Source organism: Streptomyces minutiscleroticus, assembly GCF_014650875.1.
GTDB lineage: Bacteria > Actinomycetota > Actinomycetes > Streptomycetales > Streptomycetaceae > Streptomyces > Streptomyces minutiscleroticus.
On record NZ_BMVU01000014.1, the window covers coordinates 114525 to 138424 of the forward strand.

Annotated in this window: 23 protein-coding genes, 1 pseudogene and 2 riboswitches; of the genes and pseudogenes, 7 read left to right on the forward strand and 17 right to left on the reverse strand. The window is 72.4% G+C overall.

Going from position 1 to position 23900, the window contains the following annotated elements:
- Window positions 1-238 precede the first annotated feature (238 nt).
- Window positions 239-514: a DUF4190 domain-containing protein gene (locus IE271_RS16655; RefSeq protein WP_190191094.1), complete on the reverse strand. Its 276-nt coding sequence runs from the start codon at window positions 512-514 to the stop codon at window positions 239-241.
- Between the two features lie 114 nt (window positions 515-628).
- Window positions 629-793: a hypothetical protein gene (locus IE271_RS16660; protein WP_190191095.1), complete on the reverse strand. Its 165-nt coding sequence runs from the start codon at window positions 791-793 to the stop codon at window positions 629-631.
- A 164-nt stretch (window positions 794-957) separates the two neighbouring features.
- On the opposite strand from IE271_RS16660, the gene IE271_RS16665 reads away from it, so the two are divergent.
- On the forward strand, window positions 958-1575 hold the full coding sequence (locus IE271_RS16665) for a TetR family transcriptional regulator (RefSeq protein WP_190191096.1): 618 nt from the start codon (window positions 958-960) through the stop codon (window positions 1573-1575).
- Window positions 1576-1868: 293 nt separating this feature from the next.
- Here the strand turns inward: IE271_RS16665 and IE271_RS16670 are convergent, their stop codons facing one another.
- The 10 genes from IE271_RS16670 to IE271_RS16715 all read right to left on the reverse strand — a co-directional run bounded on the left by IE271_RS16670 (window position 1869) and on the right by IE271_RS16715 (window position 13289).
- The gene (locus IE271_RS16670) at window positions 1869-2726 is read right to left on the reverse strand and encodes a thioesterase family protein (protein ID WP_190191097.1); all 858 of its coding nucleotides are present in this window, start codon (window positions 2724-2726) and stop codon (window positions 1869-1871) included.
- A 94-nt stretch (window positions 2727-2820) separates the two neighbouring features.
- The gene (locus IE271_RS16675; protein WP_190191098.1) at window positions 2821-3525 is read right to left on the reverse strand and encodes a trimeric intracellular cation channel family protein; all 705 of its coding nucleotides are present in this window, start codon (window positions 3523-3525) and stop codon (window positions 2821-2823) included.
- A gap of 84 nt (window positions 3526-3609) precedes the next feature.
- Complete coding sequence (locus IE271_RS16680; RefSeq protein WP_190191099.1) at window positions 3610-4857, reverse strand: ABC transporter ATP-binding protein; 1248 nt, start codon at window positions 4855-4857, stop codon at window positions 3610-3612.
- Window positions 4854-5951 (reverse strand): ABC transporter ATP-binding protein, encoded by a 1098-nt coding sequence (locus tag IE271_RS16685; protein ID WP_190191100.1) that lies wholly within the window; start codon window positions 5949-5951, stop codon window positions 4854-4856. Before IE271_RS16685 ends, IE271_RS16680 begins: the two co-directional genes overlap by 4 nt.
- Window positions 5948-6946 (reverse strand): ABC transporter permease, encoded by a 999-nt coding sequence (locus IE271_RS16690; protein WP_190191101.1) that lies wholly within the window; start codon window positions 6944-6946, stop codon window positions 5948-5950. Before IE271_RS16690 ends, IE271_RS16685 begins: the two co-directional genes overlap by 4 nt.
- Window positions 6947-7053: 107 nt before the next feature.
- Window positions 7054-8847 (reverse strand): ABC transporter substrate-binding protein, encoded by a 1794-nt coding sequence (locus tag IE271_RS16695; RefSeq protein WP_190191102.1) that lies wholly within the window; start codon window positions 8845-8847, stop codon window positions 7054-7056.
- Window positions 8848-8917: 70 nt separating this feature from the next.
- Entirely contained in the window at window positions 8918-9931 is a 1014-nt protein-coding gene (locus IE271_RS16700; protein WP_190191103.1) for an ABC transporter permease, read from the reverse strand.
- Window positions 9932-10632: 701 nt separating this feature from the next.
- Complete coding sequence (locus IE271_RS16705) at window positions 10633-11418, reverse strand: enhanced serine sensitivity protein SseB C-terminal domain-containing protein (protein WP_190191104.1); 786 nt, start codon at window positions 11416-11418, stop codon at window positions 10633-10635.
- Between the two features lie 162 nt (window positions 11419-11580).
- Window positions 11581-12348, reverse strand: a complete 768-nt coding sequence (locus IE271_RS16710; RefSeq protein WP_190191105.1) for an enhanced serine sensitivity protein SseB — start codon at window positions 12346-12348, stop codon at window positions 11581-11583.
- A 266-nt stretch (window positions 12349-12614) separates the two neighbouring features.
- Window positions 12615-13289 (reverse strand): AAA family ATPase, encoded by a 675-nt coding sequence (locus IE271_RS16715; protein WP_190191131.1) that lies wholly within the window; start codon window positions 13287-13289, stop codon window positions 12615-12617.
- Window positions 13290-13480: 191 nt separating this feature from the next.
- Window positions 13481-13583: riboswitch (glycine riboswitch) on the forward strand.
- Window positions 13584-13695, forward strand: a riboswitch (glycine riboswitch).
- Window positions 13696-13765: 70 nt separating this feature from the next.
- Between IE271_RS16715 and gcvT the strand changes: the two genes are divergently transcribed.
- From gcvT to IE271_RS16740, 5 genes are all read left to right on the forward strand, one after another.
- Window positions 13766-14893: a glycine cleavage system aminomethyltransferase GcvT gene (gene gcvT, locus IE271_RS16720; RefSeq protein WP_190191106.1), complete on the forward strand. Its 1128-nt coding sequence runs from the start codon at window positions 13766-13768 to the stop codon at window positions 14891-14893.
- A 171-nt stretch (window positions 14894-15064) separates the two neighbouring features.
- A complete protein-coding gene (gene gcvH, locus IE271_RS16725; protein ID WP_190191107.1) occupies window positions 15065-15442 on the forward strand; it encodes a glycine cleavage system protein GcvH in 378 nt (125 codons plus the stop codon).
- Window positions 15443-15456: 14 nt separating this feature from the next.
- Window positions 15457-16716, forward strand: a complete 1260-nt coding sequence (gene glyA, locus IE271_RS16730) for a serine hydroxymethyltransferase (protein ID WP_190191108.1) — start codon at window positions 15457-15459, stop codon at window positions 16714-16716.
- A gap of 161 nt (window positions 16717-16877) precedes the next feature.
- Window positions 16878-18245, forward strand: coding sequence for an L-serine ammonia-lyase (locus IE271_RS16735; protein ID WP_190191109.1), 1368 nt, complete (start codon window positions 16878-16880; stop codon window positions 18243-18245).
- A gap of 185 nt (window positions 18246-18430) precedes the next feature.
- Entirely contained in the window at window positions 18431-18988 is a 558-nt protein-coding gene (locus IE271_RS16740; RefSeq protein WP_190191110.1) for a glycoside hydrolase family 25 protein, read from the forward strand.
- A 144-nt stretch (window positions 18989-19132) separates the two neighbouring features.
- Here the strand turns inward: IE271_RS16740 and IE271_RS16745 are convergent.
- Both IE271_RS16745 and IE271_RS16750 read right to left on the reverse strand, forming a co-directional pair.
- Window positions 19133-19810 (reverse strand): annotated as a pseudogene (locus IE271_RS16745) (NADPH-dependent F420 reductase); the annotation flags it as partial.
- Window positions 19811-19933: 123 nt separating this feature from the next.
- Window positions 19934-20623, reverse strand: coding sequence for a FadR/GntR family transcriptional regulator (locus IE271_RS16750; RefSeq protein WP_190191112.1), 690 nt, complete (start codon window positions 20621-20623; stop codon window positions 19934-19936).
- Window positions 20624-20773: 150 nt separating this feature from the next.
- On the opposite strand from IE271_RS16750, the gene IE271_RS16755 reads away from it, so the two are divergent.
- Window positions 20774-21568 (forward strand): ABC transporter ATP-binding protein, encoded by a 795-nt coding sequence (locus tag IE271_RS16755; RefSeq protein WP_190191113.1) that lies wholly within the window; start codon window positions 20774-20776, stop codon window positions 21566-21568.
- Window positions 21569-21874: 306 nt separating this feature from the next.
- On the opposite strand, the gene IE271_RS16760 is transcribed toward IE271_RS16755, so the two are convergent.
- From IE271_RS16760 to IE271_RS16770, 3 genes are all read right to left on the reverse strand, one after another.
- Window positions 21875-22087 carry an EF-hand domain-containing protein gene (locus IE271_RS16760; RefSeq protein WP_190191114.1) on the reverse strand — a complete coding sequence of 71 codons (213 nt, stop codon included), beginning with the start codon at window positions 22085-22087 and terminating at the stop codon, window positions 21875-21877.
- Window positions 22088-22250: 163 nt separating this feature from the next.
- Window positions 22251-22859 carry an ATP-binding protein gene (locus IE271_RS16765; protein ID WP_373308776.1) on the reverse strand — a complete coding sequence of 203 codons (609 nt, stop codon included), beginning with the start codon at window positions 22857-22859 and terminating at the stop codon, window positions 22251-22253.
- 193 nt (window positions 22860-23052) lie between these two features.
- Window positions 23053-23820, reverse strand: a complete 768-nt coding sequence (locus IE271_RS16770; protein WP_190191116.1) for an enoyl-CoA hydratase/isomerase family protein — start codon at window positions 23818-23820, stop codon at window positions 23053-23055.
- Window positions 23821-23900: the final 80 nt, after the last annotated feature.

The window sequence follows — 23900 nt, forward strand, 5'->3', positions numbered from 1 at the left end:
CCCGATTCTACGGGCCTCCGTCCAGCGGCTTCGGACCGGAGGACGGCGTCCGCCCGTACCGGGCCGTGACCGTGCACCAGGGCATCCAGGAGAACGACCCGCCCGGCGGGCTCCACGGACGCGACCCGGCGGACTCCACGGACGCGCCCCGGCGGACTCCACGGACGCGCCCCGGCGGACTCCGCGGACGCGGCCCGACCGGCCGGGCGGCCCCGGACTTCCCGGGCCCCCGCCTCATTCAGCCCTGCAGGCTCCAGGACAGCGTGCCGTCCATCGCCATGAACGCGGCCAGGACGAGCAGGTCGGCGACGCCGAGGCCCAGGCCGAGGAGCGCGCGGCCGCGGCGGGCCGTGCCCCGCCTGAGGGCCACGGAGGCCAGGACGACGGCGACGGGCCCCAGGAAGACGTTCAGCACGAGCAGGCCCAGGAGGCCCAGGACGAAGGACGCGACGGCCATGCCGTCGGCGTCGTGCGCGGCGGTCCGGCGCCGCGGGGCGGCGGAGGTCAGTTCCATGGATCTGCTCCCAACGGGGGTTCCGCTCCCCCGGGTGCGCGGAGGGGGCGGGAAGGCGGGGTCGGCCGGGTGCCGGCCGGTGCGGGCCGACCGGGGAAAGCCGGCCTGCGCGGGTCAGTCGGCGGAGCGACGGCGGCGGGCGTGCCGCTCGCGGAGCGCGAAGACTGCCAGCCACAGGGCGATGACGGTCCCCGCGGCGAGGGTGAAGGGGAGCGGCGCGTGGGCCACCGGGCCCAGCAGGACGCCCAGCAGGAGGAGCGCTGCGACGAGGAACAGCATGGGGATGCCTCTCGTGACGATCCGGCGAGCGGCGGTGTCCCCTCCGGGTGGTCCGGGGACGCCACGACTCGGTGAACGCTTGTAGTTACAGTTGTTCACTGACTATCGAGTCTAACGCGTTGTCCGGCTTTCCAATTTCGGAGAACAGTTGTTAACTGCATGGCATGAGTCACACCGCCGGCGTCCGGGCCGCGCAGAAGCAGAGGACGCGGCAGGCGCTGCTGGAGGCCGCGCTGGACCTGCTGGCGGAGCAGAGCCTGAGCAGTCTGGGACTGCGTGAGGTCACCCGGGCCGCGGGCGTCGCCCCGACCGCCTTCTACCGCCACTTCCACTCCACGGCCGACCTCGGCGTCGCCCTGGTCGAGGAGGCGCTCGGCAGCCTGCACCCGCTGATCGGGCACACCGTCTCGGCGGCCGGGGACACCGGAGAGCGCATCGCGCGCGCCATCGACCTGATCGCCCGCCACGTGCGCGAGCACCCCGCGCACGTCCGCTTCGTCGCCCGCGAGCGCAACGGCGGCGTGCAGCCGGTCCGGGCCGCGATCGCCGGCCAGCTCGCCCGGTTCACGCGGGAGGTGCGCACCGGACTCGCCGCGGACCCCGAGTCCGCGGGCTGGAGCGACGAGGACCTGCTGATGCTCGCGGGCCTGTACGTCGACCAGATGCTGGCGACGGCCGCCGCCTTCCTGGAGGCGGAGCCCGGGCAGGAGCGGGACATCGCCCGCGAGGCGGCCCGCCGCCTGCGCCTGATCAGCATCGGGCGGCGCCACTGGCTGGGGTGAGCGGCGTGCCGCCCGGCGCACCTGCTCCCGCTCCCGAAGCGGGGGTACCCGTGCGAAAGGCCGCCGTCGGCGGGCGCGGCGATTCCCCGTGCGCACGCCGAGGCGGCCCCGATGATACGGACGCCCTGGACGGCCCCGACGATCCGAGCGGCCTGCACGCCCCGGACGGCCCCGATGCCCCGGACGGCCCGGACGGCCCGCCGGCCGGCACCGGAGCCCGGACGGTCCGCCGGCCGGTGTCAGGGCCGACGACCCGACGGCCGGTGTCAGGGCCGACGACCCGACGGCCGGTGTCAGAGCTTGGCGCGTGCCAGCTGGCGGGACTGGGCGACCAGCCGGCCGGCGGTGTCCCAGACCTCCGCGTCCTCCTCCAGGAAGCCGCCGGCGAGGTTGCGGGTGGTGACCGCGACGCGCAGCGGACCGGGCGCCGGGCGGCAGCGCACGTGCACGGTCAGCTCGACGGTGGGCACCCAGCCGGAGAGCCCCAGCTCGAAGGCGGTCGGCGGCAGCGCGTCCACCGCGAGCAGCAGCGAGAGCGGGTCGGCGTCGCGGCCGTCGGCGAGCCCGAACCAGGCGCGCATCTCCCCCTTGCCGGAGGGCGCGCCGAGCACCCAGCCGAGGGTGGCGGGGTCCAGCTTGATCCACAGCCGGTCCATGATCGCGGAGCTGCCGGTCACCGGCGAGGTGCCGGGCGGCGCGTCCTCGGCTCCGAAGCACTGCTCGACCGGCGGCATCGCGGGCGGCTCGGCGCTGGTGCGCACGTCGTCGGGCAGGGCGTCGAGGTCCCCGTACGAGGCCAGGACGCGGATGCGCTCGACCTCGGTGCCGTCCTCGTCGTACTGGAAGAGCGAGGCCTGGCCGGTCGAGAGGGTGCGGCCGGTGCGGACGACGTCCGTGCGGACGACCGCGGGACCCGGCCGGGAGGCGGTCAGGTAGTGCGCGGTGATCGTGAACGGGTCGCCGTGCGGCAGCGCGTCCGCCAGCGCCCGCCCCAGGACGGCCAGCAGGTAACCGCCGTTGACGGCTTTGATGATGGTCCAGCCGGCGGAGAGGTCGATGTCGTAGACGCCGGGCTCGCGTCGCGTGACGGCGGTGTCGCGGTCGAACTCGCTGTCGCCGATCGTGGCCTGTACGGCAGCTGCTTCTGACATGACTGAACGGTACAACAGGTGATTACTAAGCGGTAGCTTGCGCTGCTGCGGCCACCTGACGCCGCGGTCGCCCGACGCGTGCCGCCGTCGGCCCTCACGCGCCGCCGGCCTGCCGCTCCCGCTCCTCCCAGCCGGCCGGCTCCTCCACCTCCGCCACCGTGGAGCGGCGGTTCCAGGCGCGCGGGGCGCGCCAGTGGTAGCGCATCGCCAGCAGCCGCAGGACGAAGGCGGTGAGCACGGCGAGCGCGGTGGTGACGGTGGTCAGCGCCTCGTACCGGATGCACAGGACGACCATCGTGGAGCCGACCATCGCGGGCACCGCGTACAGGTCGCGGTCCCAGCGCAGCAGCGAGGGCACCTCGTTGGCCAGGACGTCGCGCAGGACGCCGCCGCCCACGGCCGTGGCGAGGCCGAGCACCGCCGACGAGGTGAGGCCGAGGCCGTAGTCGTACGCCTTGGTCGTGCCCGCCACGCAGAACAGCCCGAGTCCGGCGGCGTCGAAGACGTTCACGCCGGCCTGGATCCGCTCCACCTGCGGGTGGAGGAAGAACACCAGCAGCGCGGCGAGCAGGGGCGTCAGGAAGTACCCCAGGTCCGTGAAGGCGGCCGGGGGCACGGCGCCGATGATCAGGTCCCGCAGCAGCCCGCCGCCCAGCGCGGTGACCTCGGCGAGCACGGCGATGCCGAAGACGTCGAAGTTCTTGCGGACCGCCAGCAGCGCGCCGGAGATCGCGAAGACGAAGATGCCGATCAGGTCGAGCGCGTGCTGGACGGACGGGCTGAACAGTTGCTGAAGCACCCCGACATTCTCACCCAGCGACGGGCCCCCGCCTTGCAAAGCAAGGCGGGGGCCCGTCGACCGGCCGAACTGCCTGCGTCCGGCCTACTTCTCCTCGGCCTGCTTCTTCCCGGCCGGAGCCTTCTCGGCGGTGGTGGCGTCGGACGCCGCCCCGGTCTCGGCGGCCACCGCCGCCGAGGTCTCCGCCGACTCCTCCAGGACCGCGTCCGGCACCAGCTCCGCCGCCTCCTTGGCGTCGGAGAGCAGGATCGTGTCCTGCGGCGCCTGGTCCTCGAAGTTCTCCGGGTGGTGGCAGGCGACCCGCTGGCCCGGCCGCAGCTCCAGGAGCGGCGGCTCGGTGGTCTTGCAGATCTCCGTCGCCTTCCAGCACCGGGTGTGGAAGCGGCAGCCGCTCGGCGGGGAGATCGGCGAGGGCACGTCGCCCTTGAGCAGGATGCGCTCGCTCTTGACACCGCGCCGCGCCGGGTCCGGGATCGGCACCGCCGACATCAGGGCCTTGGTGTACGGGTGCATCGGCGCCTTGTACAGCGAGTTCCGGTCCGCGAGCTCGACGATCTTGCCGAGGTACATCACCGCGATGCGGTCGGAGACGTGCCGGACGACGGACAGGTCGTGCGCGATGATCACGTAGGTGAGGCCCAGCTCCTGCTGGAGGTCGTCGAGCAGGTTGACGACCTGGGCCTGGATCGACACGTCGAGCGCGGAGACCGGCTCGTCCGCCACGACCAGCTTCGGCTTGAGCGCGAGCGCGCGGGCGATGCCGATGCGCTGGCGCTGGCCGCCGGAGAACTCGTGCGGGTAGCGGTTGTAGTGCTCGGGGTTGAGCCCGACCACCGACAGCAGCCGCTGCACCTCCTTCTTGACCCCGCCCTCGGGCTCGACGCCCTGCAGACGGAAGGGGGCGCTGATGATCGTGCCGATGGTGTGGCGCGGGTTCAGCGACGAGTACGGGTCCTGGAAGACCATCTGCACGTCGCGGCGCATCGGGCGCATGCCCGCCACGCCGAGGTGCGTGATGTCCTTGCCCTCGAACTCGATCGTGCCGCCGGTCGGCTCGAGGAGCCGGGTGATCAGCCGGCCCATCGTGGACTTGCCGCAGCCCGACTCGCCCACGACGCCCAGGGTCTCACCGGCCCTGACCTCGAAGTCGAGGCCGTCGACCGCGTGCACCGCGCCGACCTGCCGCTGGAGCAGCCCCTTCTTGATCGGGAAGTGCTTCTGCAGCCCGGTCACCTTCAGCAGGGTCTCGCCGGGCGCGGCGTCCTTCGTGAGGGTGGCGCCGGCGCTCTGCGCAGGGGCGGCCACTGCTTTGTCCTCTGCGTTCTCGCTCACAGCTTCGGCGCAATCTCTTCGGTCCAGATACGCTCCCGCTGCTCCTGCGACATGTGGCAGGCGGCCCAGTGCTTGCTGCCGACCTCGGTCAGCTCGGGCCGGACCGTGCGGGTGACGTTGTCCTTGGGCACGTCGGCGTACGGGCAGCGCGGGTTGAAGGCGCAGCCCGACGGGATGTTGATGAGGGAGGGCGGGGAGCCCTTGACCGGGATGAGGCGTTCCTGCTGGTCGCGGTCGAGGCGCGGCATCGAGCCCAGCAGGCCCCAGGTGTAGGGGTGGCGGGGCTCGTAGAACACCTTCTCGGCCGGGCCGCGCTCGACGCAGCGGCCGCCGTACATCACCAGGAGGTCGTCGGCCAGCTCGGCGACGACGCCCAGGTCGTGGGTGATGATGATGACCGCGGAGCCGAACTCCTTCTGCAGGTCCCGGATCAGGTCGAGGATCTGCGCCTGGACGGTCACGTCCAGGGCGGTCGTCGGCTCGTCCGCGATCAGCAGCTCGGGGTTGTTGACCAGCGACATCGCGATCATCGCGCGCTGGCGCATACCGCCGGAGAACTCGTGCGGGTAGTTGTCCACCCGCTTGTCCGGCTGCGGGATGCCCACGCGGTCGAGCATCTCCACGGCGCGGCGCCTCGCGGTCTTCTTGTCCACGTCGTGGTGGATGCGGTACGCCTCCACGATCTGCTGGCCGATCGTGTAGTACGGGTGCAGCGCCGACAGCGGGTCCTGGAAGATCATCGACATCTCCCGGCCGCGCAGCTTGCGCACGTGGTCGGGGTCGGCGGAGAGCAGCTCGGTGCCGTTCAGCCAGATCTCGCCGGAGATCTGCGCCTTGCGCTTGCCGTACTGGCCGGCGGTGTGCAGGCCCATGATGCCGAGCGAGGTCACCGACTTGCCGGAGCCGGACTCGCCCACGATGCCGAGGGTCTTGCCCTTCTCCAGCGTGAAGCTGAGGCCGTCGACGGACTTCACCAGGCCGTCGTCGGTCGGGAAGTGCACCTTCAGGTCGCGCACTTCCAGGAAGGCGGAGGGAGCGGGGGAGGCCGCGGCGGGCTCACCCACGGCGGCCCCGCTCTTGGTCGATTCGGTCATGCGAGCCTCACTCGGGGGTCGATCACGGCGTACAGAACGTCCACCACGAGGTTGGCGATGAGCACCGCGAGAGAAGTGATCAGGGTGACGCCCAGGATGACGGGCAGGTCCTGGTTCCTGATCGCGTTGAGCACGGCCTGGCCGAGGCCGGGCAGGCTGAACGTGGTCTCCGTCAGGATCGCGCCGCCGATGAGGGCGCCGAGGTCCATGCCGAGCATGGTCAGGATGGGCGTCATCGTCGAGCGCATGGCGTGCTTGCGGATGACGACCTGCTCCGTCAGGCCCTTGGCGCGGGCGGTGCGGATGTAGTCCTCGCCGAGGATCTCCATCATGGTCGCGCGGGTGATGCGCGCGTACATCGCCGCGTACAGGAAGGCCAGGGTGATCCACGGCAGGATCATGCCGCCGAGCCAGCCGCTGAAGCTGTCCGCCAGGGGCACGTACTCGGCATTGATCCACTTCAGGCCGAAGGCGAAGACCGCCAGGCTGAGCATGCCGGTGAAGTAGATGGGCAGCGAGACGCCCGCGAGGGCGACGATCATCGCGCCGCGGTCCCACAGGGTGCCCCGCTTGAGCGCGGAGAGCACACCGGCCGCGACACCGAAGAGCAGCCACAGGACGGCGGCGCCGAGCGCGAGACCCAGGGTCACCGGGAAGCGGTCGGTCAGCACCGGCCAGATGGCCTGCTCGCTGCGGAAGGAGTAGCCGAAGCACGGCGCGGCGCAGTTCGTGACGTCACCGCCGGCCGCGTAGGTGCGGCCCACGAAGATGCCCTTGAAGAACTCCCAGACCTGGGCGTAGATCGGGTCGTCCAGACCCAGTTTCTCCGCCACTGCCCGGACCGCGGCGGGGTCGGCCTGCTTGCCCACGAAGCTCGTGGCGATGTCGACCCCGGCCCACTTGGGGATGAGGAAGAAGATGCTGAAGACCACCATGACGATGACCACGAGCATCACAGCGGCGGCGAACAGCCGCCTGAGGAGGTAAGCGAGCACAGCTAACGGCCCGCTGCGGACCGCGGGCCACTGGGATCCACCAGTGGCCCGCGGTCACGCCGCGCCGGCCTTCACCTGCCTTTCGTGCCGTACGGCGGGTGTACCGGTTACTTCTCGGACTTCAGGCCGAGGTTGACGAAGTCGTACTGACCGCTGTAGCCGTCGGTCGTGTAGACGTTCGCCAGTCGGCTGGAGCGCCAGTTGATGAACTTCTCGAAGACGAAGGGCAGGTAGTAGCCGCCCTCCATCACCTTGTGGTTGATCTCCTTGGCGATGTCGGCCTTCTCGGCGTCGTCCAGCGTGTTGACGTAGTCGTCGAACAGGCCGTCGATCTTCTTGTCCTTGATGAGCGCGTAGTTGTTGTTACCGCTCTCCAGGATGTAGTCGCTGTTCCACAGCGGCAGACCGTAGCCCTGGACGGACGGGAAGTCCGGGCCCCAGCCCATGATGATGATGCCGTAGCCCTTCTTCTTCACGTTCGAGGGGCTGCCGATGATGCCGGTGGTCTGCGAGCCGTCGAACTGGTCGATGTCGACGGTGATGCCGACCTTCTTCAGCGACGCCTGGAGCGACTCGGCGGTGGCCACCTCGACCGGCTTGTTGTTGCGGACGGCGATGGTGGTCTTGAAGCCGTTCGGCTTGCCGCAGGCCTTGAGCTCTTCCTTGGCCTTCTCGACGTTGCCCTTCTTGTTCGCCCCGGCGAGGTCGTACGGGTCGTAGTCCTGGCCCTCGGAGCCCGGGACGGACGGCGGCAGCATGTTGGTGCCGATGTCACCGCCGGCCTGCGGGCCGCCGCGGGCGGTCTGGAGCGACACGTGGTCGGCGCCGTAGATCACGGCCTTGCGGCAGTGCTCGTTGTCGAAGGGCTTGACGCTCTGCGGGAAGACCGCGTAGCGGATGTAGCCGGAGACCGGGTTGTCCAGGTTCTCCTTGTGCTCGTTCAGGGCGGTGGTGCGGCCCTGCGGGGACAGACCGGTCTGGGCGAGGTCCAGGTCGTAGTCGCCGGCGATCAGGCGCTGGTCCAGCTCGTTGGCGTTGGAGAAGAACTTGATCGAGATCTTGTCCGGGTACGCCTTGCGGATCGGGTCCGAGGACTGCTTCCACTCGGTGTTGCGGACCAGCACGAGGTTCTTGCCCGGGCTGTAGGACTCGAACTTGTACGGACCCGAGGAGAACGGGTGCAGGCCGTACTTGGACTTGGTGTCCTTGTCCTGGCGGACCGGGGACGCGGAGGTCAGCGCCAGCATCTCCTCGAAGTCCGAGTTGGCCTTCGGGAGCTTGAAGACGATGGTCTTGTCGTCCGGGGTCTCGATCGCCTTCAGGCCGAGCTTGTCCTTGGACTTGTCCTTGTACGGGCCCTCGTACTCGTCCTTGGGGTCGAGCACCTCCTTGAGGTACGTCGGACCGCCGGACAGCACGTCCTGCGCCCAGGAGCGCTCGATGCCGTACTTGACGTCCTTGGAGGTGATCGGCTTGCCGTCCTCCCAGGTGATGCCGTCACGCAGGGTGTACGTGTAGGTCTTGCCGTCGTCGGAGACCTTGGCGACCCCGGTGGCGAGGTCCGGGGCGATCTCGGCGCCGGCCTTGCCCGGCTCCGTCTTGTTCGTGACGAGCTGGCGGGAGTAGTAGCGGGAGAAGTTCCACATGAAGCCGTAGTAGCCGCGCGTGGTGTCCCACGAGTCGGCGTCCTGGGCGCTGGCGAACTTCAGCTCGCCGCCCTTCTTGGCCAGCGAGGCCTGGGCGACCTTGTTGTTCGCGGCGTCGAAGCCGGCCGCGCCGTTCTTCGATCCCCCGCCGTTGTCGTCGCCGCCGCCGCACGCCGCGGTGGTCAGCAGCGCGGCGACCACTGCGGCAGCGGCCAGAGCCTGCTTGCGCCGCCCTGAGGTGCGTTGGGTAGTCACGATCTCGGATCCTCCGGATTAGATGAGAGACCCCGTGCAGGTTCCACGGGAAGCTGGTGCGGTACGGCGGTCAGCGGGAGCCCTTCGGGTCCAGCGCGTCGCGCACGCCGTCGCCGAAGAGGTTGAAGGCGAGAACGGTGATGAAGATCGCCACGCCCGGGATCACCATGTACATGGGATCCGACTTGTAGTAGTCGATCGCGCTCGACAGCATCTGTCCCCAGGAGGCCGTCGGCGGCTTGACGCCCACACCCAGGAAGCTGAGCGCCGCCTCGGTGAGGATGTTGGTGGGGATCATCATCGTCGTGTAGACGATGATCGGCGCGATCAGGTTGGGCAGCAGTTCCTTGAACAGGATGTAGAACCGTCCCGCGCCCAGCGAGCGGGCCGCCTCGACGTACTCCCGCTCGCGCAGCGAGAGCGTCTGACCGCGCACCACACGCCCGATGTAGGGCCATCCGAAGAAGCCGATGACCAGGATCATCACGAACAGGCGCACGCCCGTGCCGGTCAGGCCCAGCAGCTCGTTCGGCATGACCGAGACCAGCGCGATGATGAAGAGCAGCTGCGGGAAGGCCAGCAGGCCGTCCATGACGCGGCTGATGGCGGCGTCGACCCAGCCGCCGAAGAAACCGGCGAGGACACCGAGGATCGTGCCGAGGACCACGGCGACGACCGCGGAGAGGAAGCCCACGAGGAGCGAGATCCGGGCGCCGTAGACGATGCGGGCGAAGATGTCGCGGCCGCTGACCGGCTCCACGCCCAGGAGGTGGTCGCCGCTGATGCCGCCCAGGGATCCGACGGGCGTGCCGAACAGCGGGTCGATCAGGTCCTCGTGGTGGACCTCCGGATCCTGTCCGACCAGAGCGGTGATCACGGGCGCGAGCAGCGCGATGGCGATGAGCACCAGGACGATGACGCCGCCGGTCAGGGCGAGCTTGTCGCGCTTGAGGCGCTCCCAGGCGATGCGGCCGAGCGAGCGGCCCTGGACGGCCTGCCGCTTCTCCTCGGCATTGGCGACCGCCGCCTCCTCGGCCGCACTGGGGGCCGCTTCTGCGGTCGGCTCGTGCAATGGTGCCGTCATCGTGGCAGGGACCCCTCTCAACCGGCTGTAGCCGGGCCGCACTTGCCGCTGTAGCGGCATGATCGTCCGTCGTACACAGGGGCGAGGCGCCCCCGGATCGGGAGTCTTCAAGACGTGAGCGATCTGCGGCCAGTCTTGACGGGGAATGGATGCGCAAACGTGATGCTGTTTGAGGGATTCCGTTATCCGAACGCTGGGTAACGGGCTTCGGACGCATGACACTTGCCTCACAAGGGGACACCAGCACCTCTGTATGCCTTACCCGTCGTAACGGACATTCGCCGCTTGCCCTCTCGGAGCCGCAGGTCATTCAGGTGCCAGGAAAACGGAACCACTTGGTCCGCACGAGGCGCACGCGTACCGCCGAGTCACGCGCGAAGGACGCCGACACGCTCCGTGACGACGGAAACCGGACGAGTGAGCGCCCCGGGGGACGGCCGCCGGAGGGCGCCTCCGGCCGTTCCAGCCTACGGCCGGCCGCGCGCCGCCTCTCCGGCGGCGGGCACGGCGCGGCCTCCGGCAGGGGGGACCGGGCCGTTGTCAAGAGGGCGCGCGCTTCCGGCGGGCCTGCGGGGTCCGGCCGGGCCGGAGGGCCCGGTGAGACCGAAGGGCCCGGTCAGACCCGAGGGATTCGTGAAGTCGGAGGGCTCCGTGGAGCCACAGGGCTCCGTCAGGCCGCAGGACCGGGTGGGGCGCCGGGCTCAGTAGGCCCGCGGGTAGCCGTAGCCGCCCGTGGCGGGGGCGGGCGCCGCGTGCGCCTCGCGGTCGTAGAACGGCCGGGCGTTGGCCCGCATCCACATCGCCACCGGGTCGTAGGCGTCGGACATCGCGACGGTCGACACCGCGAGGCCGTCCGGCACCGCCCCGACGGACTGCTGCATCATCGCCCGCACCGAGTCCACCGCCTGCGGGCCGGTGTCGTACACGTCGAGGCCGACGGCCAGGTACGGCGCGCCGAGCGCGGGCTGCACCCAGGCGCGGCGCAGCGCCCGCACGGCGGACGTGCGGTGCGCGTTCTGCGTGAGCAGCGCCCAGAACTGGGGGATCTCGATGCCGGGCTCCGACAGCCGCAGCGGGCCCGCGGGCTGGCGCTCCAGGCCGGTGGCGATGCGGCGCAGGTCGAGCCAGGGGACACCGACGCCGCCGCCCGGCGCGTGCGGGTTCAGCCAGAGACCGTAGTGGTCGGGGTAGAGGGTGCGGGCCACGTCGAGGCCGTCGACCACCTCGTACGAGCGGTTCCAGCCGCTGGCGGAGAGCTCCTGGGCGGAGGTGACGCAGGGGGCGTAGTTGACCCCCTCCACCTCCATGTTCCCGTACTGGGCGTCGGGGGAGCCGGCCTGGCCGTGCCACAGCAGCATCCAGATCTGACCGGCCGAGGGGGTCGCGAGGGCGCGCAGCAGCGCCTCGTACGCGTCGTAACGCCCGGGCGTCACTTGGCGCAGCATGTGCTCGACCTGCCCGGCCGCGGCCGTGCCCGACGCGCTCACCCTCAACCGCCCCTTCGCGACAAACCTGACGAACCTGTCCCACGCGCCCGGGGTGCCGCGCACACTTCCCCGGCGCACCACCCCGACCGAGCCATGAAACCAGCTTAAGCGGCGATCCTGACAGCGACTTGACGCACGCCCCGGTCCGCGGCGCGCACGCCGTCAGTGACCGTACTGATAGAAGGGGCGGACGTGGGACTTCATCCAGTCGCCCACCGGGTCCTGCGCGACGTCGAGGAAGACGATGTTCACCGGCCGCTCCACGGGCACCCGGCCGAGCGCCCGGCCCACGGCGTCCATCGGCACCGTGCGCACGCTGTCGTCCCAGGAGACCATCTCGACCCCGATGAACATCACGGGTGCGTCGCCCTCGATGCTGGCCAGGCAGCGGCGGGCGCTGAGCACGGCGCCCGTCCCCGCGAACTCGGCGGAGGCGGCGGCCAGGAAGTCCACCGGGTCGTCCTGCCAGTCGGGCTCGAACAGGCGCACCCGGGCGCCGCTCGCGGCCCCGGCCGGCGCGGTCCGGCCCGCCCGGCACAGCTCGGCCACCGCGAGCGGCGGCAGCGGCGCCCCGACCACGCCGTCCGGGTTCACGACGATGCCGCACTGCGGCGGCAGGCCGCGCGCGAACTCCACGGCGGGAGCGACGGCGAACGACATGTGGTCGCCGACGACGGCGCGGAACTGCTGCTCGGAGCTGAAGACGGGAACGTACGCCTGCCCCTCGATCTCGATGGTGGGCAGGTCCAGCGGGCCGCTGTGCGGGCCGCCGCCGTTGGGCAGGGGTATCCACAGGTGGCTGCGGCCCAGCACCTCGACGATCCGGCCGGCCGCCGAGGGCACGCCGAGGGACGCGGCCAGCACCTCCTCCAGTTCGTTGCCGGGCCAGCCGACGTGCGGATGGGGGTGCGCCTGTGCCGGGATGTCCATCTGTCTACCACCTGCTCGAACCGCTGCCGCGGCTGCCGTCCGCCCGGGGCCTCCCCCCGGGGCTCCCGCCGGGGGCGGGGCCGGGCGGTCCGTCCGGCCCCGGCGCGCACCGCCGGGTGGAATTCCGCCGAAACCCTAACCCGTACGACCGTACGACCGGCCGGTTACGGTCAGCCGGGCGCCGCCGTCCGCGACCGGCCGGGTCGCCCCGCGCGACCGGCCGACGGCATTCCGGGCACGGCCGGGCGGCGGTGCCCGGTGCGCGGTCAGTCCGTGAAGCCGATGCGGCGCAGCACGTCCGCGGCGTCCCGGTCGATCAGGACGGCCGAGCCGCAGCCGTCGGGCAGGTCGCCCCTCTCCACGGAGCGCAGCAGCGCGGCCACCGCCGCGCGGTGGCGCGCGAAGGCGTACCGCGAGACGCCCCGGCCGCGCTCGCGCTGCCCCTGCAGCGCGGTCTCCACCGGCACGTCGAGCAGCAGCAGGTGGAGGGTGCCGCCGCGCCGCTCGGCCGCGCGGGCGAGCCAGGACCGCACCCAGGACTGCGTCCCGCAGTCGTGCACGACGACGCCGCCGCCCGCGCGCAGGGCCCGCCGCAGCGACGCGTAGTGGGCGAGGCGGACGAGGGGGCGGTAGACCGCGTACGGCAGGAGGCGCGGCATGCGCGCGTCCCAGCGGTCCCGGGTGTCCTGCGAGTCGATGCGGATGCCCCGCGCGGCACGGCTCATCAGCGTCGACTTGCCGCTGCCGGGCAGGCCCGTGACCACGACCAGGTCGGTCGGCGCGAAGGCCAGCTCCCGTGGGCCGCGCCCCGCCCGCTCCCGCAGGTCCCGCACCACGGGCGCGGGCCGGCGCCGGCAGTCCTGCGCGGCCGGGGCGTCCGGCCGGCCGGGCAGCGCCACCGCCGGTCCCGTCGCGTACACCGTCGTCCTGTCCACCCTGATCGTCCTCCCCTTGGGGTCGGGAGACCCATCCCCGTCGAGTGTAAAGAGAAGGTAATGCGGGGCAGGGTGCGATTCCGTCTTTGTCCTGCCACAGACCCGTCACAACCCGCCGCGGAAGCCACGGCGGGACCCCACTGCCGGACACTCCCGTGGCGTGCGATGATGAGCGCGCCAACTGCATACCGGCCGCTTGAATCCGCGCGGGAGAGTTCCGGGCACGCGACGCGTGCGCCGGGCGCCGAAGGAGCAAGTCCCTCCCTTGAATCTCTCAGGCCCCGTTACCGCGCGGGCGAGGCACATCTGAAAAGCGGGCCGCCGACCGGCGGCCCCACCCAAGGTGCAAGTCACGGCCGCCGCCGCGCGGGGCCGTGGTGAACCTCTCAGGTTCGATGACAGATGGGGAGGACCGTCCCTCGCCCTGCCCCGCGCCGGAATCCGCTCGCGCGGGCAGCCCCATCGCCCCGGGAGCAGAACCGATGAGCAGTACCGCGTCCCCCGCACCGCGCCGCACCGCGCTCGATGCCCTGCACCGCTCGCTCGGCGCGACGATGACCGACTTCGCCGGCTGGGACATGCCCCTGCGCTACGGCTCCGAGCGCGACGAGCACACCGCCGTGCGCACGAAGGCCGGCCTCTTCGACCTTTCCCACATGGGCGAGATCACGGTCACCGGCCCGCAGGCCGCCGCGCTCCTGGACTACGCGCTGGTCGGCCACCTGTCCACGGTCGGCGTCGGCCGCGCCCGCTACACCATGATCTGCCGCGCGGACGGCGGCATCCTCGACGACCTGATCGTCTACCGGCTGCGCGAGGCCGAGTACATGGTCGTCGCCAACGCCTCCAACGCCCAGGTCGTGCTGGACGCGCTGACCGAGCGCGCCGCCGGCTTCGACGCCGAGGTGCGCGACGACCGCGACGCCTACGCGCTCCTCGCCGTCCAGGGCCCCGAGTCCCCCGGCATCCTGAAGAGCCTGACCGACGCCGACCTCGACGGCCTGAAGTACTACGCCGGCCTGCCCGGCACCGTCGCGGGCGTCCCGGCCCTGATCGCCCGCACCGGTTACACCGGCGAGGACGGCTTCGAGCTGTTCGTCGCCCCGGCCGACGCCGAGAGGCTGTGGCAGGCGCTCACCGGGGCCGGCGCCGCGGCCGGGCTCGTCCCGTGCGGCCTGTCCTGCCGGGACACCCTGCGCCTGGAGGCGGGCATGCCGCTGTACGGGCACGAGCTGTCCACCTCCCTGACGCCGTTCGACGCGGGGCTCGGCCGGGTCGTGAAGTTCGACAAGGAGGGCGACTTCGTCGGCCGCGAGGCGCTCGCCGAGGCCGCCGACCGCGCCCGGGAGAAGGCGCCGCGGGTCCTGGTCGGCCTGGTCGCCGAGGGCCGCCGCGTGCCCCGCGCCGGGTACCCCGTGGTCGCCGGCGGCGAGGTGGTCGGCGAGGTCACCTCCGGCGCCCCCTCCCCCACGCTGGGGAAGCCGGTCGCGATGGCGTACGTCGACGCCGCGCACGCCGCGCCCGGCACCCCCGGCGTCGGCGTGGACATCCGGGGCAGCCACGAGCCGTACGAGGTCGTGGCGCTGCCCTTCTACAAGCGCCGCAAGTAGCCGCCCCGTGGGCGCGCGCCCGGCCCCGCCGGCACGCGCCACCGGGTCCCGCTCCGCGCACCGCTTCCGGCCATGTGCCGACGCGGCGCGCCCGGCCTGCGTACCGTCGCGTACGGCAGGACCCAGGACCGCACGTTCACCGCACTTCCCGCGTACAGGAGAATTCAGGCCATGAGCAACCCCCAGCAGCTGCGCTACAGCAAGGAGCACGAGTGGCTGTCGGCCGCCGAGGACGGCGTCGCGACGGTCGGCATCACGGAGCACGCGGCCAACGCGCTCGGTGACGTCGTGTACGTCCAGCTCCCCGAGGTCGGCGACACCGTGACCGCGGGCGAGACCTGCGGCGAACTGGAGTCGACCAAGTCGGTCAGCGACCTGTACTCGCCGGTGACCGGCGAGGTCGTCGAGGCCAACCAGGACGTCGTGGACGATCCGGCCCTGGTGAACTCCGCCCCCTTCGAGGGCGGCTGGCTGTTCAAGGTGCGCGTGGCACAGGAGCCGGCCGACCTCCTCACCGCCGACGAGTACACCGAATTCTCCGGATCCTGAGGACTCCTTCACCGATGTCGCTTCTGAACACCCCCCTGCACGAGCTCGACCCCGACGTCGCCGCCGCCGTCGACGCCGAGCTGCACCGCCAGCAGTCCACCCTGGAGATGATCGCCTCGGAGAACTTCGCTCCGCTCGCGGTCATGGAGGCCCAGGGCTCGGTCCTCACCAACAAGTACGCCGAGGGCTACCCCGGCCGCCGCTACTACGGCGGCTGCGAGCACGTCGACGTCACCGAGCAGATCGCCATCGACCGGGTGAAGGAGCTGTTCGGCGCCGAGTACGCCAACGTGCAGCCGCACTCGGGCGCCTCCGCCAACCAGGCCGCCCTGTTCGCGCTGGCCCAGCCCGGCGACACGATCCTCGGCCTGGACCTGGCCCACGGCGGCCACCTGACCCACGGCATGCGGCTGAACTTCTCCGGCAAGCAGTTCGACGTGGTCGCGTACCACGTGGACGACGAGGGCCGGGTCGACATGGCCGAGGTCGAGCGGCTCGCCGAGGAGCACCGCCCCAAGGTGATCATCGCGGGCTGGTCCGCCTACCCGCGGCAGCTGGACTTCGCCGAGTTCCGCCGGATCGCCGACAAGGCCGGGGCGTACCTGTGGGTCGACATGGCGCACTTCGCGGGCCTGGTCGCCGCCGGTCTCCACCCGAACCCGGTCCCGTACGCGGACGTGGTGACCTCCACCACCCACAAGACGCTGGGCGGCCCGCGCGGCGGCATCATCCTGGCGAAGAAGGACTTCGCCAAGAAACTGAACTCCTCCGTCTTCCCGGGCTTCCAGGGCGGTCCGCTGGAGCACGTGATCGCCGCCAAGGCGGTCTCCTTCAAGGTCGCGGCCTCGGAGGAGTTCAAGGAGCGCCAGCGCCGCACGGTCGAGGGCGCGCGGCTGCTGGCCGAGCGGCTCACCGCGCCGGACGCCCGCGAGGCCGGCGTGAACGTGCTGTCCGGCGGCACGGACGTGCACCTCGTCCTGGTCGACCTGCGCGAGAGCGAGCTGGACGGGCAGCAGGCCGAGGACCGCCTCCACGAGGTCGGCATCACGGTCAACCGCAACGCCGTCCCGAACGACCCGCGCCCGCCGATGGTCACCTCCGGCCTGCGCATCGGCACGCCGGCCCTGGCCACCCGCGGCTTCACCGCCGAGGACTTCGCCGAGGTCGCCGACGTCGTCGCCGAGGCCCTCAAGCCGTCGTACGACGCCGGCGCGCTGAAGGCCCGGGTGTCCGCCCTGGCCGACAAGCACCCGCTGTACCCCGGCCTGAAGTAGTTCGCCCGGATCGCGTAGGATTTCGTACGCTTTCCAGCTGCATATCCGGGGCACCGCGCCCACCGAGGGGTCGGGCGCGGTGCCCCGTTCCTTGCCCCCCACGCGTCCCGCACCGCATCCCCCTGCGGACAACGGCGTCCGCTGCCCCCTAGGAGTCCTCCGTGGCCATCTCGGTCTTCGACCTGTTCTCGGTCGGCATCGGCCCCTCCAGCTCCCACACGGTCGGCCCGATGCGGGCGGCGCGCATGTTCGCCCGCCGGCTGCGCAACGACGGCCTGCTCGACGCCGCGGCCACGGTCCGCGCCGAGCTCTACGGCTCGCTCGGCGCCACCGGGCACGGCCACGGCACGCCGAAGGCCGTCCTGCTCGGCCTGGAGGGCGAGTCGCCGCGCACCGTGGACGTCGAGAAGGCCGACGACCGCGTGGCGGAGATACGCGAGGCCGGCCGCCTGCGCCTGCTCGGCGAGCGCGAGATCGCCTTCGACTTCGACCGGGACCTGGTCCTGCACCGCCGCAAGGCCCTGCCGTACCACGCCAACGGCATGACGATGTCCGCGTACGACGCCGCCGGGGCGCCGCTGGCGGAGAAGACGTACTACTCCGTGGGCGGCGGCTTCGTCGTGGACGAGGACGCCGTGGGCGCCGACCGGATCAAGCTCGACGACACCGTCCTGAAGTACCCCTTCCGCACCGGCGACGAGCTGCTGCGCCTGACCCGCGAGACGGGCCTGTCGATCTCCGCCCTGATGCTGGAGAACGAGCGCGCCTGGCGCACCGAGGAGGAGGTCCGCGAGGGCCTGCTCGGCATCTGGCGCGTGATGCGGGAGTGCGTCGCGCGCGGCATGTCCCGCGAGGGCATCCTGCCCGGCGGCCTGAAGGTCCGCCGCCGCGCCGCCGTCTCCGCCCGCCAGCTGCGCGCCGCCGGCGACCCGCTGGCCCACTCCATGGAGTGGATCACCCTCTACGCGATGGCCGTGAACGAGGAGAACGCGGCGGGCGGCCGCGTGGTCACCGCCCCGACCAACGGCGCGGCCGGCATCATCCCCGCCGTCCTGCACTACTACATGGACTTCGTGCCGGGGGCCGACGAGGAGGGCGTGATCCGCTTCCTGCTCGCCGCCGGCGCCATCGGCATGCTCTTCAAGGAGAACGCCTCGATCTCCGGCGCCGAGGTCGGCTGCCAGGGCGAGGTCGGCTCCGCCTGCTCGATGGCCGCGGGCGCGCTGGCCGAGGTCCTCGGCGGCAGCCCCGAGCAGGTGGAGAACGCCGCCGAGATCGGCATGGAGCACAACCTCGGTCTGACCTGCGACCCCGTGGGCGGCCTGGTGCAGATCCCGTGCATCGAGCGCAACGGCATGGCCGCGGTGAAGGCCGTCACCGCCGCCCGCATGGCCATGCGCGGCGACGGCTCGCACAAGGTGTCCCTGGACAAGGTCATCAAGACCATGAAGGACACCGGCGCCGACATGTCGGTGAAGTACAAGGAGACGGCGCGCGGCGGGCTCGCGGTGAACATCATCGAGTGCTGATCCGGACCGGTTCCGTCCGCCGGTGCGCACCGGCGGACGGAACCGGCTCCCCCGGTGCCACTCGGGGGTCACTAGGGGGTCACTCGTCCGGGGTGGAAATCCCTCAACTCGGGGAAAAGCCAAGTGGGTTGTTGCATCTTTCAGCATCAGTCCCGTCCCCCCACCGCACCACCGCGAGGAGCACCATGCTGCGTGGCATCGACGTCAGCGCGTACCAGTCGTCCTCGTACGACACCGACGGCCTGTCCTTCGTCTTCGTGAAGGCCACGGAGGGCCGCTCGTACGTCAATCCGAAGCTGTCCGCCCAGGTGAAGAGAGGCCGCGACGCGGGCCTGGCGATCGGCTTCTACCACTTCCTGTGGCCGGGCAACATCACGGCCCAGGCGGAGTACTTCGTCGCCAAGGCCCCGGAGAAGGCGGGCGACCTGCTGGTGGTCGACTGGGAGACCACGGGCGAGGGCACCCACGCCACCAACGCCGAGAAGGACCGCTTCATCCGCGAGGTGAAGAGGCTGCGGCCGGACCACCGGGTCCTGCTGTACTGCAACAGGAACTACTGGCTCAACGTCGACACCACGTCCTACGCGGGCGACGGCCTGTGGATCGCCGACTACACGACGGCGGGCAAGCCCCGCATCCAGGCGAAGTGGCGCTTCCACCAGTACACGGACGACCCGGTCGACAAGAACGTCGCGGACTTCGCGAGCAGGGCGGCGCTGAAGGAGTGGGCGACGGGCGCCTGACCCCGGCCCCGCGGCCGGACCGCCGGACGCGCACGGCCCCGGGCACCGTCCGGCCGGCCCGCCCGCGCGTACGGGCGGACCGGCGGCATCCGGGCGGACCGGCCGCGGGACCGCGCGGGGAGGCCGCGCGGACGGGACCGGTGGCTACGCCCGGAAGTCCGGGGTGCGCTCCGGGGACGCCTTCGCCAGGGCCTCGGTGACCGCTTCGGCGTCGCCCCGCAGGCCGTACACCGGGGTACCGGGCTGCTGGCGCCAGGAGTCGTCGGTGCCGCCGGCGTCGACGGTGTCGAAGCCGAGTTCGTCGATCAGGTCCCGGACGCGCCGCTTGGCCGCCTCGTCGTCGCCGGCCACCGGCAGGGCCAGGCGGTCGGGGGCGCCGGCCGGACGGTGGCGGTCCAGGATGTCCTGGGCGAAGGTGCCGTTGAAGGCCTTGATCACCGGGTGGCCGATCCGGCGCTCGGTCCAGCGGCTCTCGGTGATCCCCTCGTCCTCGATCTCCGCGATCCTGCCGTCGCGCTGCTTCGGGTAGTAGTTGCCGGTGTCGATGACGGCGACGCCGTCCGCCGCTCCGTCCAGGAGGCCGGACGGCAGGTCGGGGACCGCCTTGACCGGGACCGCGACCACGACGACCTCGGCGCCGCGTGCCGCCTCCTCGACCGGGACGGGCCGCGCGCCGGTCTCCTCGGCCAGGTCGGTGAGCGTGTGCGGGCCGCGCGAGTTGGCGACGGAGACGTCGTGCCCGAGGGCGGTGAGCCGCCGGGTGAGGTTGCCTCCGATGTTGCCCGCGCCGATGATGCCGATCTTCATGTCCTGCTCGCCTCGCCCTTCGGGGTCGGTGTCCGCCGGGGTCGGGTGGCCCCGGCGCCGGACACCCCCAACCCCCCCGTCCGGCGGGCTATTCCGGACCGCGCCGAACGGGTGGCGGGTTTTCGGACACCGCCGGGCTCACTCCCGCCCGCCCGCCGCGAACGGGTCCTCCAGTTCGCGGCCCAGGACCTGCGCCGCCGTGTCCGCGTCCCCGTCCGCGACGGCCGCCACGAGCGCCTCGTGGGCCGCGTCCCCGGGGTTGCGGTCGCGGGCGCGCAGGCCGGTCAGGGACAGCAGGTCGACCAGTCCCTCGCGCAGGGCGGGCACGAACTGCGTGAAGAGGTCCGTGAGCACGGGGTTGTGGGCGGCGGCGACCACGGCCGCGTGGAAGGCGATGTCGGCGTCGACGAAGGCGGCGTCGCCGGAGGCCGCCGCGGCGCGGCGCCCCGCCAGCGCGGCCCGCAGCGCGGCGACGTCCTCCCCGGTGCGGCGGCGGGCGGCCAGCCGGGCCGCGTGGACCTCGACCGCCGCGCGGACCTCGTAGACGTCCGTCACCGCGGCCCGGCGCAGCCGCGCGGACCACTCCTCGGCGGGCTCGGCGGCGACGACGAACACCCCGGCCCCCTGGCGGGCGCGGACGAGCCCGGCGCCGGCGAGCGCGCGCAGCGCCTCGCGGACGGTGGAGCGGCCGACGCCGAGCTCCTTGGCGAGCGTGGTCTCCCCGGGCAGCTTCGTGCCGACCGGCCAGTGGCCCCCGGTGATCTGGGCGCGCAGCCGTTCCACGGCCTGTTCGACGAGCGGGCTGGGGCGGAGGGCGTCGAGCGGCATCGGGACACCTGCCTGGTGAGGAGGGGGAACGGGAGGTACGGCGCGCGGGGTGCACGCGGCGTACGGGACCCCAGGAGCCGGCGTGCCGCGGCCGGTGGGCCGGAGGCCGCCACTTGTCTGAGGAGCTGAGCGGTGGTTAGCGTACCGCCCATGAGTCCCGAGGTACTGCGCGCCGAGAACGTCCACGTCGTCCGGGACGGCCGGCCCATCCTCCAGGAGGTGTCGCTGACCGTCCGGGCCGGCGAGCACTGGGCGCTGCTCGGCGCGAACGGGGCCGGGAAGTCGACCCTGCTGAGCCTCCTCGGGGCGCGGGTGCACCCGACCGAGGGGCGGGTGGAGGTCCTCGGCCGCCGTCTGGGCCGCGTGGACCTGCGCGAGCTGCGGTCGTACGTGGGTCACGTCGACCCCCGGCACGCCCCGTCCTCGCCGCTGCGCGTGCGCGACGTGGTGCTGACCGGCGTGACCAACTCCGCCGAGCGGCCGCCCCGCTGGCGCCCCACGGCGGAGCAGGAGGAGCGCGCCGACCGGCTGATGGGCACGCTCGGCCTGGACGGGCTGCGCGAGGCGCGCTGGACGACGCTCTCGCAGGGCCAGCGCGGCCGCACCCTGATCGCCCGCGCGCTGATGCCCGAGCCGCGCCTGCTCCTGCTGGACGAGCCGGCGACGGGCCTGGACCTGCCGGGCCGCGAGCGGCTCCTGGAGGCGCTGGACGGGCTGCGCCGCGACCACCCCGAGCTGGCGACGGTCCTGGTCACCCACCATCTGGAGGAACTGCCCGCCGGGACCGGCCACGCGCTCCTGCTGCGCGACGGCCGCGAGCTGGCCCAGGGCCCGGTGGACGAGGTGCTGACCGGCGACCTGATCGGCAAGTGCTTCGACCTGCCGCTGGACCTGGAGCGCCGGGACGGCCGCTGGAGCGTACGCATCCGCCGCCGGGCGGCGTGAGCGGGCGCCGCCGCGCGGCGCGACAGGACCGCGTCGCTCCGTGCGGGCGGGGTGTGGTCGGCTGTCGCCCGGCGTGGGCAGGAGCCGGCCGTACGGCAGGAACGAGGCGCGCGCCGGGCGGAGGTAGGTGCGCCTGAGGCGCGCGCCGAGCGGCGGCGTGCGGCGTGCCGCGGCACACGCCGGACGGTGTGCGCCACGGTGCGGCCGCCGCGCGGCGCGACGGGCGACCGCACGCCGTACGGGGCGGCACGGGACGGCATGACAGAGGGGCGTTCCCGGGGTCACCGGGAACGCCCCTCGCGCGCGTCACTTGTTCAGGTGGGCCCAGAACTCGTCGAACGACAGCAGCTTGTCCTTGTCGGTGTCCTGAGCGGCGATGACGGCCTCGGCCACCGACTCGGTGACGTGGAAGTCCCCCATCTGCGCCATCGCGCTCTTGTACTCGGCCGCCGTGATGAAGCCGTCCCCGTCCGCGTCGAAGCGCTCGAACGCCGCGCGCGCCGCCTCTATGTCCGCCACCTGATCCGCCCCTTCCTGGTGCATTACTGACGGCAGTCAGGGTAAGCGGTGCCCCTCCCGGCCGGTCCCCCAGGTCCGGGTGCCGTCCGCGCCGGGGCCGCCGGGGCGCGGGGAGTGCTCCCGTCCGCCGAACGGCGGGGCGGTGGTACCGCCGCTCCCCGGCTCAGCGCTCCGCGACGCGCATCTCGAACCAGGTCGTCTTGCCGCGCGGCAGCAGGTCGACGCCCCAGCGGTCGGCGAGCTTGTCGACGAGGAACAGGCCCCGGCCGCTCACGTCCAGGTCCTGGACCGGCATCAGGCAGGGCAGCCCGCGCGAGGGGTCGCGGATCTCGACGCGGAGCCAGCCCCGGCGGCGGCGCATGCGCAGGCCGAAGACGCGGGCGCCGGTGTGCCGTACGGCGTTGCCGACGAGTTCGGAGACGAGCAGGACCGCGTCCTCGGCGAGCTTCGGGCCGAGGGCCCAGTGGCGCAGAATCACGACCTGGGCCAGCCGGCGGGCGGTGGCGGCGGACTCGGGACGGGACGGCAGCGACACCTCCGCCTCGGTCGGGTTCCCGAACAGTTCCAGCGCCTTCAGGGCGTGTTCGTCCTCGACACCGGGCGACCAGCGCGCCGCGGTCGCACTCCCGTGCCGCCGCGGCTGTTCGATACCCTCCAGCCCCGCCATGCCCCCATCATGGCCAACGGAGGCGCGTTCCGGGGTCGTTCCGGCGGAATACATCCCCCGGAACACCCCCATCCGCAACATTCGCCCGGCATGTGCCACTGGCAGTCCGGAACTCGATAAACCCACTCCGAGCTGCGACAACCTAGCGATCCGGACCGGAGGAGGGCCATTCCGCCCCACCCTGCCCCACGGCCTTCCCGCGGCGTCCGCGAAACGCCCCATCGAGGGACGTCGGATCAGACACCGCGTCAACTGCAAGACCTGAAAGCCGCGACTTCGGGTGAACTTTCAGAAGCCCTCAGAGGAACTTCGCCTTGCCCGGGCCCTCCTCCACGAAGCTCCGCATCCCGCGCTCGCGGTCCTCCGTGGCGAACAGCCCGGCGAACCAGTTGCGCTCGATCGCGAGCCCGGTCTCCAGGTCGGTCTCCAGACCGGCGTCCACCGACTCCTTGGCGGCGCGCAGCGCGAGCGCGGGCCCCTGCGCGAGCTTCGCCGCCCAGGCGTGCGCCTGCTCGTAGGTCTCGGCGGCGGGCACCACCCGGTCCACCAGACCGAGCGCGAGGGCCTCGTCGGCCTTCACCATCCGCCCGGTGAAGATCAGGTCCTTGGCGCGGGACGGGCCGATCAGCCGCGCCAGGCGCTGGGTGCCGCCCGCGCCGGGGATCAGCCCGAGCAGGATCTCGGGCTGCCCGAGCTTCGCGTCGTCGGCGGCGATCCGGTAGTCCGCGCAGAGCGCCAGTTCGCAGCCGCCGCCCAGCGCGTAGCCGGTCACGGCGGCCACGACGGGTTTGGGGATGCGGGCGACGGCGGTGAAGGAGTCCTGCAGGCCCCGGGAGCGCACGACCATCGCCGCGTGGTCCATCGCCTGCATCTCCTTGATGTCCGCGCCCGCCGCGAACACCTTCTCGCCGCCGTACAGGACCACGGCCCGTACGTCCTCGCGGCGCGCGGCCTCCTCGGCCAGTTCCTTGAGCCGGTCCTGGACGGCGACGTCCAGCGCGTTCATGGGCGGGCGGTCCAGGCGGATCGTGCCGACGCCCGCCGCGACTTCGAGATGCACAGTCATGCGAGCAGGTTAACGGCGACTAACGGCGGCGGGCCCGGTGCGATCGCTCACACCGGGCCCGCCGCGAGAGGCCGTGGGCC